This is a genomic window from Bacillus sp. C28GYM-DRY-1 (assembly GCF_030519405.1).
Classification (GTDB): domain Bacteria; phylum Bacillota; class Bacilli; order Bacillales; family Bacillaceae; genus Bacillus; species Bacillus spizizenii_A.
Genome location: NZ_JAUMKF010000011.1, coordinates 39,009 through 52,106 on the forward strand (window position 1 = coordinate 39,009; position 13,098 = coordinate 52,106).

At 42.9% G+C, this 13,098-nt stretch carries 16 protein-coding genes; 1 reads left to right on the top strand and 15 read right to left on the bottom strand.

What is annotated here, in order from left to right; all coding sequences use genetic code 11:
* Window positions 1–7: 7 nt before the first annotated feature.
* The 13 genes from menG to Q3W56_RS12315 all read right to left on the bottom strand — a co-directional run bounded on the left by menG (window position 8) and on the right by Q3W56_RS12315 (window position 10,453).
* Window positions 8–709, bottom strand: a complete 702-nt coding sequence (menG, locus tag Q3W56_RS12255; RefSeq protein ID WP_268400659.1) for a demethylmenaquinone methyltransferase — start codon at window positions 707–709, stop codon at window positions 8–10.
* A 6-nt stretch (window positions 710–715) separates the two neighbouring features.
* The gene (hepS, locus tag Q3W56_RS12260; RefSeq protein ID WP_302895664.1) at window positions 716–1,471 is read right to left on the bottom strand and encodes a heptaprenyl diphosphate synthase component 1; all 756 of its coding nucleotides are present in this window, start codon (window positions 1,469–1,471) and stop codon (window positions 716–718) included.
* A 162-nt stretch (window positions 1,472–1,633) separates the two neighbouring features.
* A complete protein-coding gene (gene mtrB, locus Q3W56_RS12265; RefSeq protein WP_003225517.1) occupies window positions 1,634–1,861 on the bottom strand; it encodes a trp RNA-binding attenuation protein MtrB in 228 nt (75 codons plus the stop codon).
* Between the two features lie 21 nt (window positions 1,862–1,882).
* Window positions 1,883–2,455: a GTP cyclohydrolase I FolE gene (gene folE, locus Q3W56_RS12270; RefSeq protein ID WP_087990545.1), complete on the bottom strand. Its 573-nt coding sequence runs from the start codon at window positions 2,453–2,455 to the stop codon at window positions 1,883–1,885.
* Between the two features lie 187 nt (window positions 2,456–2,642).
* The gene (gene hbs, locus Q3W56_RS12275; protein WP_003153447.1) at window positions 2,643–2,921 is read right to left on the bottom strand and encodes a non-specific DNA-binding protein Hbs; all 279 of its coding nucleotides are present in this window, start codon (window positions 2,919–2,921) and stop codon (window positions 2,643–2,645) included.
* A 372-nt stretch (window positions 2,922–3,293) separates the two neighbouring features.
* Window positions 3,294–4,772 (bottom strand): stage IV sporulation protein A, encoded by a 1,479-nt coding sequence (gene spoIVA / locus Q3W56_RS12280; RefSeq protein ID WP_019714787.1) that lies wholly within the window; start codon window positions 4,770–4,772, stop codon window positions 3,294–3,296.
* Window positions 4,773–4,960: 188 nt separating this feature from the next.
* On the bottom strand, window positions 4,961–5,689 hold the full coding sequence (locus Q3W56_RS12285; protein WP_302895665.1) for a hypothetical protein: 729 nt from the start codon (window positions 5,687–5,689) through the stop codon (window positions 4,961–4,963).
* A gap of 21 nt (window positions 5,690–5,710) precedes the next feature.
* A complete protein-coding gene (locus tag Q3W56_RS12290; RefSeq protein ID WP_003225508.1) occupies window positions 5,711–5,914 on the bottom strand; it encodes a DUF2768 domain-containing protein in 204 nt (67 codons plus the stop codon).
* Between the two features lie 339 nt (window positions 5,915–6,253).
* Window positions 6,254–7,291, bottom strand: a complete 1,038-nt coding sequence (locus Q3W56_RS12295) for an NAD(P)H-dependent glycerol-3-phosphate dehydrogenase (protein WP_302895666.1) — start codon at window positions 7,289–7,291, stop codon at window positions 6,254–6,256.
* A gap of 17 nt (window positions 7,292–7,308) precedes the next feature.
* On the bottom strand, window positions 7,309–8,619 hold the full coding sequence (gene der / locus Q3W56_RS12300) for a ribosome biogenesis GTPase Der (RefSeq protein WP_003225506.1): 1,311 nt from the start codon (window positions 8,617–8,619) through the stop codon (window positions 7,309–7,311).
* A 153-nt stretch (window positions 8,620–8,772) separates the two neighbouring features.
* A complete protein-coding gene (locus Q3W56_RS12305) occupies window positions 8,773–8,967 on the bottom strand; it encodes a capping complex subunit for YIEGIA (RefSeq protein WP_004398137.1) in 195 nt (64 codons plus the stop codon).
* On the bottom strand, window positions 8,964–9,857 hold the full coding sequence (locus Q3W56_RS12310; protein ID WP_302895667.1) for a YIEGIA family protein: 894 nt from the start codon (window positions 9,855–9,857) through the stop codon (window positions 8,964–8,966). The genes Q3W56_RS12305 and Q3W56_RS12310 overlap by 4 nt, the downstream gene beginning before the upstream one ends.
* Window positions 9,854–10,453, bottom strand: coding sequence for a YphA family membrane protein (locus Q3W56_RS12315; protein WP_019714791.1), 600 nt, complete (start codon window positions 10,451–10,453; stop codon window positions 9,854–9,856). Before Q3W56_RS12315 ends, Q3W56_RS12310 begins: the two co-directional genes overlap by 4 nt.
* Before the next feature lie 77 nt (window positions 10,454–10,530).
* Here Q3W56_RS12315 and Q3W56_RS12320 point away from each other — a divergent pair, with 77 nt between their 5' ends.
* The gene (locus Q3W56_RS12320) at window positions 10,531–10,662 is read left to right on the top strand and encodes a YpzI family protein (RefSeq protein WP_302895668.1); all 132 of its coding nucleotides are present in this window, start codon (window positions 10,531–10,533) and stop codon (window positions 10,660–10,662) included.
* A gap of 42 nt (window positions 10,663–10,704) precedes the next feature.
* On the opposite strand, the gene fni is transcribed toward Q3W56_RS12320, so the two are convergent.
* Both fni and rpsA read right to left on the bottom strand, forming a co-directional pair.
* The gene (gene fni / locus Q3W56_RS12325) at window positions 10,705–11,754 is read right to left on the bottom strand and encodes a type 2 isopentenyl-diphosphate Delta-isomerase (protein WP_302895669.1); all 1,050 of its coding nucleotides are present in this window, start codon (window positions 11,752–11,754) and stop codon (window positions 10,705–10,707) included.
* A 12-nt stretch (window positions 11,755–11,766) separates the two neighbouring features.
* Window positions 11,767–12,915, bottom strand: coding sequence for a 30S ribosomal protein S1 (rpsA, locus tag Q3W56_RS12330; protein WP_014477197.1), 1,149 nt, complete (start codon window positions 12,913–12,915; stop codon window positions 11,767–11,769).
* Between the last annotated feature and the right edge of the window lie 183 nt (window positions 12,916–13,098).

Sequence of the window (13,098 nt, forward strand, 5' to 3'; positions counted from 1 at the left end):
TGTGTTTTCATTTCCATCCGATATGCGTGGCAGCGACTCCGCCAGTAAACGAATGATATTGGACATTTTTCAAGCCCGCCTCTTCAAACAGGCCTGCCAGTTCCTTCATTCCAGGGAACTCTCTGGCTGATTCTTGAAGCCATGAATATTCTTTATAGCTTTTTGCAAACAGCTTCCCGAAAAACGGCATAATATACTTAAAGTACATAAAGTAGGCCTGTCTGAATCCGAACATTTCCGGCTGGGAGGTTTCAAGGCAAACCACCTGCCCGCCCGGCTTCACCACACGTCTCATCTCTTTCAGTACAGTCAAGTAATCAGGGACATTGCGGAGTCCGAAGCCAATCGTGACATGATCAAACGTATCATCTTCAAAAGGAAGCTCCATCGCATTTCCATGCAGCAGTTCAATTTGGCTGAATCCGCCGTTTTTTACTTTCTGCTGTCCGACGCTCAGCATATTTTCACTGAAATCCAAGCCCTTAATCACGCCGCTTTTTCCGGCTGCTTTTGCAAGAGCGATCGTCCAGTCAGCCGTTCCGCAGCAGACATCAAGCGCTTTGGCGCCTTCTTTCACATCCATAATGCGCATCGTTTTATCGCGCCATTTTTTATGCTGCTGAAAACTGATGACAGAGTTCATTTGGTCGTAGTTTTTTGATATTTTTTCAAATACTCCATGTACGCGCTGTTCTTTTGATTCCTGCATAATGGTTTACCCTTCTTCCACTTTCTGATGATAGGTTTGATCTTGGCTGATTGTCTTTAGACGGTTTAATAAAATGTGCTGAACAGGTGAATTTAGAGGCAAAAGTGACTCAATGCTGTTTTTTGCTTTTTTAAAACAATCTTCTAATATCTCTTCTTTTGTTTTTCCCAGCTGTATAAAACTGCCGATCACATCCAGAAATGTATCATTTCCGTTCATAAGCCGCTTACATACAAAAAAATCGCTCGACAGCTTTTTCCATCGCGGGAGGTTGAAGTGCTCTGCAACCCGATGGAATAAAGCTGATTCAACGATGCCGACACTTTCCAAAAAATCTTGTTCGTCCTTGAAAGAACGGTCATATAGACGAATTTTATGTTCATTGATTTCTTTGATGGCTGTAGCAAGCGTCCGAATCATGTAGATATCCTTCATTTCAGATAGTAGAGAGTAGTACAGCCCGCTGAAATAATCGCCTGCGAGAACAGTCAATTGGCGGTTTTTGTTTTCGTCTCGTTTTATGACTCTGGCTGTCGTCACTTCATCATGGGTATCAAGGGCGCTTTGTACAAGCATCGCTGTTACAATATAATTTTCTCTGTCGTTGTTTTTTTTGTCAGCTTCTTCAAATAAAGCATGAAAAAGAAGAAGCTTATCCTCATCAATTTTTGGCGCAGAAATATGCTTCGCTAAATAAGGATGAGACAGCTTTTGTTTTAATTTCGTGTTCAGATTGGCTAAAGTTCCGTAGATGTCTTGCAAAAATATCACCCTTGTCCCCAAATTCACATTTATTCTTAATCTATGTATAAGTCTTATCTTTTCATTCACTTACGCAGGTATCATTATAGCATAAAAAAAAGAAATTGGCTGTATTCTCCCGCTGTTTGCGAACATTTGCTTTTAACAGCGGGGACAGCCAGCTTATTTTTTTTCGCTTTTCATTTCTCCGTATGCGGTTTGAATGAGTGCCTCTCCTCTGACTTTAATGGCTGAAGTATGCTCTGTGAACTGAGCGATGATTACTTCTCCCTTGTCGAGTTTTTCGGAATGGTGAAACTTTGTGTCTGTTCCTCTTGTCAGGCCGATCACATTCACTCCGTCCTCAACCGCTTTAATAACGACAAAATCACTTGAATGCTTTTCGTTCATTTATAGCACCCTCTATCTTTATTAGTCCTGGCGTTTAATATGTTCCAATACTTCAGCGCGGGCAGCTGCGTCATCTTTAAAAATGCCTCTGACCGCTGAAGTGACAGTTTTTGCACCTGGTTTTCTGACACCGCGCATCGTCATGCACATGTGTTCTGCTTCCACCACTACCATTACACCATACGGGTCAAGCGTTTCTACGATGCTTTCGGCAATTGTAGAAGTGATGCGTTCCTGAAGCTGCGGTCGCTTTGCAACGGCTTCAACGGCACGTGCCAGCTTGCTGAGCCCTGTGACCTTTCCGCCTCGCGGTATATATGCAACGTGTGCTTTTCCATAAAAGGGAACAAGGTGATGCTCACACATAGAATGAAACGCGATATCTTTTACAAGAACAAGCTCCTCATGGTTTTCACCGAAGATAGTTTGGAAATGTTCTTTTGGATCTTCATTTAAGCCGGAGAATACTTCGGCGTACATCTTTGCGACTCGTTTCGGAGTATCAAGAAGCCCTTCTCTATTCGGGTCTTCTCCGATCGCTTCTAAAATTTGACGAACAGCTTGTTCGATTTGCTCTTTATTAACTTCTTTCATGTTCTGTGTCCTCCACCAATGAATACATTTAATTTCGATTCTAGCACACATGCCCCGCTAAAAGCAAAGTGAATGCCCTATCAGGAAGCCCCTGCTCTTGAAATATGAAAAGCCCCTTAGAAAGGGGCTTTTCTGTGAAGAAATAAAGTGTATGTAAGCTAGATGCATACACGATCTATATTCACAATTATTTTCCGGCAACTGCGTCTTTAAGCGCTTTACCTGGTTTGAAAGCAGGTACTTTGCTTGCTGGAATTTCGATTTCTTCACCTGTTTGAGGGTTGCGTCCTTTACGTGCAGAACGTTCACGCACCTCGAAGTTACCAAAACCGATCAGTTGGATTTTATCACCGTTTTTAAGTGCATCTAAGATCGTATCAAAAACAGAGTCAACTGCTTTTGTAGCGTCTTTTTTAGACAATTCGCTTGCTTCTGCAACCGCATTGATAAGTTCTGTTTTGTTCATGCCTTTCACCTCCTCCCAAAAGGAATAGATTCAGTTCGTTTATTATCATTTCTTCACAGTTCAGTCTGATTCTAAACCTGTCTCAGAAAAAAATCAGAGCAGGCAAGAAAGACAATGAAACGGCTTTTTATGAAAAACTGCACTCTGAGGAATGTTTGTCCAACAAAGTGAAGAATTTCTGTATGTAGAGTAACACATATAAAAAGCCATATCAAGCATTTTAAAGCGTCAATCCCTTGCTCGTCAAGGATTTAACGTGATTTATCGAACAAATATTCCTTTTTTTCCTTTTTTCATCCTATTCCTTGATCCTTTTCCATTATTAAGAGCAAAGAAAAAAGACCTCCCATTCTATAAAGAGGTCTTTCGGTATTACAGGATGATGGCGATTAAGCCGCCTGAACCTTCATTAATGATTCTTTCTAACGTTTCTTTTAGTTTATACCGTGCGTTTTCAGGCATTAATGACAGCTTTGCCTGAATCCCTTCTCTCACAATTGAGCTCAGTGATCTTCCGAAGATATCGGAGTTCCAGATGGAGAGCGGATCATCCTCAAAGTCCTGCATTAAATAGCGTACAAGCTCTTCGCTTTGTTTTTCTGTCCCGATAATCGGCGCGAATTCGCTTTCGACGTCTACTTTGATCATATGGATCGACGGAGCGACAGCCTTCAGCCTCACACCAAATCGGGAGCCCTGCCGTATAATTTCCGGCTCATCGAGACTCATATCAGTTAAAGCAGGCGCCGCAATGCCGTATCCCGTCTGTTTGACCATTTTCAAGGCATCGGATACTTGATCATATTCTGTTTTCGCATGAGCAAAGTCCTGCATGAGCTCAAGCAGATGATCTCTCCCTCGAATTTCAACGCCAACCACTTCTTTCAGGATTTGATCATATAATTGGTCCGGCGCATATAAGTCAATTTCAGCCACCCCCTGGCCAAGCTCGATTCCGGCTAACCCGGCACTTTCAATGAACTCAAACTCGCTGAATTGGCCGACAACCCTGTCTACGTCCCGAAGACGCTTAATATCCTTAACCGTTTCCTTTACGGATTCCTGATAGCTTTCACGCAGCCAATGGTTTTCTTTCAGCACCATTACCCAGCTTGGGAGATTAACATTCACTTCAAGCACCGGAAACTCGTAGAGAGCCTCTCTGAGCACACTCAGCACATCTGATTCCCGCATGCTTTCCACGCTCATTGCCAATACCGGAATATCATATTTTTCGCTTAAATCCTGACGCATGGCTTCTGTTTCCGGGTGATACGGCCTGACTGAATTGATGACCATAATAAAAGGTTTGCCTACCTCTTTCAGCTCTTCAATGACTCTTTCTTCAGCCTCTATATAGTCACTTCTGGCGATATCTCCAATGGTGCCGTCTGTTGTAATGACAACTCCGATGGTCGAGTGTTCTTGAATGACTTTTCGTGTGCCGATTTCAGCAGCCTCATGAAATGGGATCGGTTCTTCGTACCAAGGCGTGTTGATCATCCGCGGCCCATTTTCATCTTCATATCCTTTTGCGCCGGGCACTGTGTAACCTACACAGTCTACTAATCTTATATTGACATCGAGTCCGTCAGACACATGAACAGACATCGCCTGATTCGGTACAAATTTAGGCTCTGTAGTCATAATCGTCTTGCCGGCTGCGCTCTGCGGCAGTTCATCCTGCGCACGGGCCCGGTCTGCTTCGTTACTGATATTCGGGAGCACCACAAGCTCCATAAATTTTTTAATAAACGTGGATTTTCCTGTACGGACAGCACCTACGACTCCTAAGTATATATCGCCTCCTGTTCGTTCAGCGATATCCTTGAAAATATCGACCTTTTCCAAGTGATCCCCTCCCGGACTTCCTATCCTTATCAATTTTATTAAACTCTTTCATTCAAACACAGGACACTATATGTGTATGACGTTGTCCTATTTCAATATGACATCTTTAGAAAATTTCTCATCCTCAATCTATTAAAGTATAAAAAAACCTTTCTCCCTATTTGTATGCACGGGTGAAAGGTTCATTCCTATTTCATATCATTTTCTAAAAAAACAGGTTCCTGTTTGTCATTTACCGTATATTTCACAGAAAACGCAGGTACAAAGGGGGTTTCTTGCCAAATCATATCCTGAATTTCAGACCCGGGTTTAAACGTTTTTTTGCTTTTTTTGAGGAAAGAAGCCAGCTCAGTCCGGTAATCGGCATATATTTCTCCATCTCCATCAATCATAAGTGCCAAGGAATTCCCTGAAATAGGGCTTGTCACTGTAAGAGAGCTTTCATCTCCAAGCTTCTTCTCATCGAGTGTAAATAAATCACGTGACAGCACATCCTTATAGGGCGGATATTGATGCGCCTGGCGGTACATTTGAACACGCAATTTTACGTCGCGGATTTTTTCAGCCATCTTTAGATCAATTAATTTAACAGTCGGATCGTTCTCTACGTCAACAAGCACATATTGATAGTCTCCCCCGCTTTCATATGCCGTGCTTGGGGGTTCAGCCATATATCTCGGCGCTAAACGGTTAAAGTCTATCGGATACTTTTGATATAGCGGTGTCGACATATCTTTTGTTTGAATGGGAAGCAGCCCTCCATTTGCCTTTTGGAATTCATCAACAGCAGATTGGACCTGTTTTAACTGATCCTGATAAGGAATGGCATGTACACTGCTTTTCCGCTCATTTGGATATAAACAGCCTGATAAAAACACGACTGCCGCAAAAATCATAGCGCACTTCAGTTTACCCATACAGCACTTCCTTTTACAGCTTTATTCATTGACAGGGCCGCTGAATACGACGACAAACACAATAATTCCAGATATGAGCATACACATGAAAGCGAATGACGAAACCGCAATCTTCAAAAAACGGTTTTGACACTTAAAGCGGCTTAAATAGATGGAAGCTACAGCCAGAAACATCAGACCCATGGACCCTAGTGCAAACCACATTTTCATCAATGCCAGACTCAATGACCTGCGCCTCCCCGATATGTATGATGTAAGCGTTATATTTTTAATTTTAATATACAGCCCCGGAAAAGATCAACCAGATTTTCCATCCTTTGATAGAACAAAAAAACTGAAGCAAAGAGGGGGACCTTCGCTTCAGTCAACTTGACTATATTCACCTGCACGTTTAAGAAACACTCTCTTGGACTTCGATGCTATAGTATGCGACTTGGCATACAGATGCATCCTCTATTGCCTAAATCGGCAAAATGTTTCAGAAGATCCCAAGGCTTGGGTGTCCTTCTGTTTCTTGGGCTTTCGTTCAATTAAGATATGCGATCACCCATATGATTAATACATTTACCTCACTTGATTTTCAAACGTATTGACAAGATCCTCCATCTCGTGGGTTTTCCCTCTCGCCATTAAAGATTCAACAGCAGTTTCCACTTTTTGTCCGTTAAATAAGACTTCTTGAAGTGCTTCTGTAATCGGCATTTTCACATCATATTTCTTTGAAAGCTGGTAAGCCGCTTTTGTTGTGCGGACACCTTCGACTACCATTCCCATCTCTTCAAGAACGTCTTCAAGCTTGTACCCTTTTCCAAGTAAATTGCCGGCACGCCAGTTTCTGGAATGAACACTTGTGCACGTCACAATCAGATCGCCTACTCCTGTCAATCCGGAAAACGTCAGGGGATTCCCGCCCATTTTCGTTCCGAGTCTCGCGATTTCGGCAAGCCCGCGTGTAATCAAAGCAGCTTTGGCATTGTCCCCATACCCTAAACCGTCTGTAATTCCTGCAGCAAGGGCAATGATATTTTTTAAAGCCCCGCCGATTTCAACACCGATAATGTCAGGGTTTGTATACACCCGGAAATTGTGATTAATAAATAAATCCTGCACCTCTTCTGCTGCCTTCATGCTCTTTGAAGCTGAAGTAACGGTCGTTGGATGCCGCAGCCCCACTTCTTCCGCATGGCTCGGACCGGAAAGAACAACAATATCTCTTCTGACATCGCTCGGGAGCTCAATTTCCATAATCTCAGAAATGCGCAGGAGTGAATCCGGCTCTATGCCCTTACTGACATGAACAAAGACTGCCTTTTTTGTTATAAAAGGCACAGCCTGCCTCAGCACTTCCCGAATTGCTTTTGTCGGAACCGCTACGATAATGAAATCTGCGTCTGAAACAGCTTTCCCGATATCCGTTGTTGCCTCTATTGATTCTGGAAGCTTGACGTTCCGCAAATAATCCTTATTTTCATGCTGATCATTGATTTGATGAATCAGATCTGCACGGTGCCCCCACATGGTTACATCGTGATGATTATCGGCTAACACTAAAGCCAATGCCGTCCCCCAGCTTCCCGCTCCGAGCATAGTGACTCTTTTCATATTTGCTTCACACCTTTTTATTTTCTAGCTCTTGCAAATATTTTAATTGGTGTCCCCTCAAAACCGAAAGCATCTCTGATTCGGTTTTCTAAGAAGCGTTCGTACGAAAAATGCATCAATTCCGGATCGTTTACAAACACAACGAAACTAGGCGGCTTCACCGACACTTGAGTCGCGTAATAAATCTTCAAGCGAGAACCGTTATGAGTCGGCGTCGGGTTCATTGCCACAGCATCCATGATGACATCATTTAAGACATTCGTTTGAACTCGAAGTGAATGGTTTTCGCTCGCTTTGATAATCGCAGGCATTAGCGTATGAATCCGCTTTGTCGTTAAGGCTGACATGAATAGGATTGGGGCATAATCAAGAAATTGAAAATGGTCACGGATATTTTCTTCAAATTCTTTCATCGTGCTTTCATCTTTATCAACAGCATCCCATTTGTTTACGACGATCACGACGGCCTTACCCGCTTCGTGTGCATAACCGGCGATACGCTTGTCCTGCTCAATAATGCCTTCTTCGCCATCCAGCACAACCGCAACGACTTCTGAGCGGTCGATTGCTTTCAGTGCGCGCAGCACACTGTACTTTTCGGTCGTTTCATATACTTTCCCTTTTTTTCGCATACCAGCAGTATCGACAATGACAAACTCCTGCTGGTTGTACGTAAATGCCGTATCAACAGCATCTCTTGTCGTTCCTGCCACGTTGCTGACAATGACGCGCTCTTCGCCGAGCATCGCATTCACAAGTGAGGACTTTCCGACATTCGGGCGTCCGATTAAGCAAAATTGAACAACTTCTTCATCATATTTCGTTTCAGGAATGTTTTTAAAATGCTCTGCAACGGCATCAAGTAAATCTCCTAATCCGAGTCCGTGTGTTCCCGAAATTGGATACGGCTCGCCAAAGCCAAGCGAATAAAAATCATAGATATTCGCTCTCATTTCTGTGTTATCCAGTTTATTAACTGCCAAAACAACAGGTTTTTTCGTGCGGTACAAAATTTTTGCTACTTCTTCATCAGCAGCCGTTACACCTTCACGGCCGTTCACCATAAAAATAATGACGTCCGCTTCATCCATGGCGATTTCAGCCTGCTGACGAATCTGAGCTAAGAACGGCTCATCACCGATATCAATACCGCCAGTATCAATCAAATTAAAATCATAATTTAGCCATTCAGCCGAGCTGTATATCCGATCCCTTGTCACACCAGGGGTATCTTCTACTATTGAAATTCTTTCTCCCGCAATCCGGTTAAAGATTGTGGATTTGCCTACATTTGGTCTCCCGACAATGGCTACGACAGGTTTACCCATAGTACCCTTCCTTTCGATCCAGCCGCTTTCATTTTTACATAAATTTTCAACCGGTTATTAAAATCATTTCATTCACTTTTATGAAAAGAAACCCTTCAGAGGAAGGGCTTAACTCATTTATTATATCAGTTTTTACTGGGATCACAACTATTCTTAGAAATGTTTCACGATCAAATACACGTCATCTCCAATTCTATGCGCTATTCCATCAAGAATCGCCTCTAGATTTTTAGCGAAAAGCTCCATCTCCTTTTGGTCATTGCAAAAAAAGACAGGCGCTCCCCCTGCAGCCCGGTTTCGGTTGGTCGTGATCACAGACAAAATCACTTTCGTGAGAGATTCGCTCATTCTATCACCTTATCCTGGTTCTTGATAAATTCTGTCGGCATTCTAATCGCGTTTTCCAAGGTTGGAACATTGCTGATGATCTGAACGGCCGTTTCAGGGTGGTTAATTTGCGGCAGAACAAAGACTGCCACTCTCCCGTCATTTAAATCACGTTTTGCAATGGGTGTCAGAGACGGCTCGCCTGAATCCCGATAAACCCCCAGCACATTGGAAACATCAAATAAAATCGCCTGGCGCTGCCCTAAGTTGGCAATGGTTGCTGCTGAATTAAAGTTTTTCGGCGTTAAAATAAAGCCCATACCATGCTTTAAAATCAAATCTTGTTTCTCCGGAAGCCCGATATTCATCATATAAATATTATCAACAAATAATCCCGGACCGTCAAAGTGAGGCTTTATGTACTCAATGTCGACAATATCCTTCAACACACTGCCTGACATAAATTTCATTGCCAGCAAAAAACAAATAACAGCCGCTATGACTGCAGCCCAAATGGATAAAAACACATACGCAGAGGTTGTTAAAAGCGCTGTAAAGATTACGATATAATTTCTGCTTTCAAACGCAATGGCAATCCCCTCAATATATGTGCTTCCCCTTGAGACAAGTTCATATGAATCCATTTGCGTCAGCGTGTTCCGCTCCATGTTTCGGACATCTCTAAATTGCGTCGCTGCCAACGTTAAAAATGTGATGGCCGTAAATTCTTCCTGCAAAAGCGCCGGCATAATGATTGCCCCTAAACCAGCCGCTATCAGCCCTAATGCAATGTGAATCACTTTCCCATGAACATAGGTCGGATACTGACGGTAATCTGTTTTGAGCATATAAAGCCTTGTCGCGACTCCCGCAATAACCCCCGCAATAATCGGATAGATGTAATCACTCATGACATTTTGGTAGCTCCTTTGTTAGATCTTTTGCTTTTTTGACCAATCTGGCTTGCGAGCTGTTCGTATTTAGATATGCCAAACAGCAATATCATTCCCGCAGAACAGGCATTCAGCCATTGAAAGCCGCCGACAGCCAAAGTCCCCGCTAACTTTTGAATCACAAATGAATACACTAGTTCACCTTGGCACATCCCTAAGACAAATAAGGCAAGCTGCTTCTTGAAATCCCTTTCAACCGAAGCTGCCAAAAGCACTATTAATAAAACGGCAGCCCACTCTGGTTTTATGATGAACCAAACCGGATCATATAATGCAAAAAGATAAACAAACGCATACCCGGCAACAAGCGTCAAATAGACCATGAGATATCGAAAACGATACATTCCCAAATACCCGGCATAGACACACCCGCAGACGAAAAACATCATATAAGCAGCATTCAGGGGAAAATATAACGTGATGTTATGTATGCTTAAAATAATATTAGTCAAAATAAAGACAGAGACGGCAAATCGCCTTTTCGTCTTTTCAAAAATAAAGGTTGTCAGGACCCACAGAAACCACATTGACCAATAGTAATAAAATTGTTCCATTTTGCTTCCTCCATAATTCCAGTATGGAGCCCAAGCGCATTTTTTAAACAATCCATCTCACATTAAGGAGCATGATCATGGGAAAAGACAGACAGGAGAAAAAACTCAAAGCTTCGGGCAGAGTCGAATCAGACCGCGACCAGTCCATTCACTATGACGGAGCGACAAGCCTTGAACAAAACGGAAGGTTTAAAAAGCATAAATCATAATACAAAAAGCCCAAAACTCATTAGGTTTTGGGCTTTTATCAATTATCTCATACTATAGCTGGATGTATCGATCCCTCTCTCTGTAAGCCAGTGATGGGTTTCACCTTTGATTACAAGAGGCGCCTTTTGCAAATCAGCAATCGTTCTGGCGCCCAGCACGGTCATAATCATTTTTAATTCCTCAAGAATCAGCTGAATCTCCTCAAGCAGGCCTTCCTCACCGCTCTCAGTCAGCGTTTTTAAAAAGTGTCCTGCCATACCGGTGCAAGAGGCCCCCAGTGCAATTGCCTTTGCCACGTCAAGCGCACCTTGCAGACCGCCGGAGGCAATCATTGTGCCTGTGGGAAACGCAGAGCGGATTTCCGCCAAACTTGCAGCTGTCGAAATGCCCCATGAGTTAAAAAAGGTGATTTGCCGCTGTCTTCGGAGATTTTCGATTTTCGAAAAATTTGTACCTCCATAGCCGCTAATATCAACAGCTGCCACACCAGCTTCATACAGCTTCCCAGCTGACTCTTTACTCATACCAAAGCCAACTTCTTTCACAATGACTGGTACACTGACCTGACTGCACATTTGCTCTATGCGGTCCAGGGCGCCGCTAAAACTTCTATCCCCTTCAGGCATCACAATTTCCTGAATCACATTCAAGTGAATCTGCAGGGCATCTGCTTCAATCATATCAACTGCTTCCTTCGCCTGATCAGCTGTCGCCTCGCTTCCCAGGTTGGCAAAAATCAATCCGTTTGGGTTAACCTTTCGAACGATTTCATACGAAACACGCTCTGAGGGATCTTTTAACGCTGACATTTGCGATCCGACAGCAAGAGGTATCCCAGCTTGATGAGCTGCTCGTGCAAGAGATTTATTAATTTCATATGTAAGTTGTCCGCCGCCGCCAGTCATTGCATTGATAAAAATCGGCGAACTGCTTGAAAGTTCGCCGATTTTTGTGGAAATATCTACTTGTTCTAATGCAAGTTCGGGCAGACTGACATGAACAAACGTAATATCATCTAGACCTGTTTCCCGCTTTTGACCGGTGGACAGGGCATGATTGATGTGTTGTCTTTTCCGTTCTGCTCGAGTCACGTTTATCACCAATTATTTTAGTTTATTCAGCTTATCACCAATCAAGTCTCCAAGCTGGAAGCCAGTGCTTGTTTCTTCCTTCGCCTGATATTGACGGTAATCCTCTTGATCGGCTTTAGGTGTTTCTTCAAGTTCCCGCATGCTCAATGAAATGCGTTCCTCATTTTCATTCACATCAAGAACCTTCACTTTTACAGTCTGTCCTTCTTCAAGGACTTCATGCGGCGTGCCGATGTGTTTATTGGAAATTTGAGAAATATGAACAAGACCTTCAACACCTGGAAGGATTTCAACAAAGGCACCGAAGCTGACAAGACGCTGCACAGTTCCTTCAAGCACATCGCCAGGCTTCACTTTTTCGCCGATTTGGCTCCATGGTCCAGGCAGTGTATCTTTGATGGATAAGGAAATACGTTCATTATCACGGTCTACGGATAATACTTTCACTTTTACTTCCTGTCCCTCTTCAACAACATCAGACGGTTTTTCTACATGGGAGTGGGAAAGCTGTGAAATGTGTACAAGCCCATCGATACCGCCGATATCAACAAATGCGCCAAAATCAGTCAGGCGCTGCACTTTGCCATCAAGTACACTTCCAACTTCAAGAGACTGAAGAAGTTCTTGTTTTTTATTCGCTTGTTCACTTTCAACAACAGCACGGTGTGAAAGGATGACGCGGTTTTTGTCACGGTCAAGCTCTACAACGAGCAGAGACAGTGTTTTCCCTTTATAGTCAGTGAAATCTTCAACGAAATGCGCTTCAACAAGTGATGCCGGAATAAAACCGCGAACGCCGATATCAACGACCAGGCCGCCTTTCACGACATCTTTAACTTCAGCTTCAAACACTTCTTTTGTTTCAAATTTTTTCTCAAGGTCTTCCCAAGCGCGGTCTGCATCAACAGCACGTTTAGATAAAATCAAAGCATCGTCTTCCACTTTTGTTACTTTCAGGTCAAGCTCGTCGTCTACTTTAACAACATCCGATGCTTTCTCTACATGAAGACTTGATAATTCACTGATTGGAATAATACCGGACTGTTTGACATTGATAATTTCAACATCCACATGTTTGTCCTCTACCTTTGTCACAATCCCTTTAACTACATCTCCAACCTCTGGCACTTGAACATCAATTTGATTCATTTCCTCTGTCATTTGAATAACCTCCTTGGTCCAAACCTACACAGCTTAATTAAAACGGTTTGAAAGCTGAACATATAAACATGCCCGCTTTTTAGCCGAATATGTATTAAAGAATCATCCAAAAAAGTTTTTTGAATGATCAATAAAAAGTTTTATTAGTATTAACTTCTAATAAAAGGACAGGTTTGTCAAGCA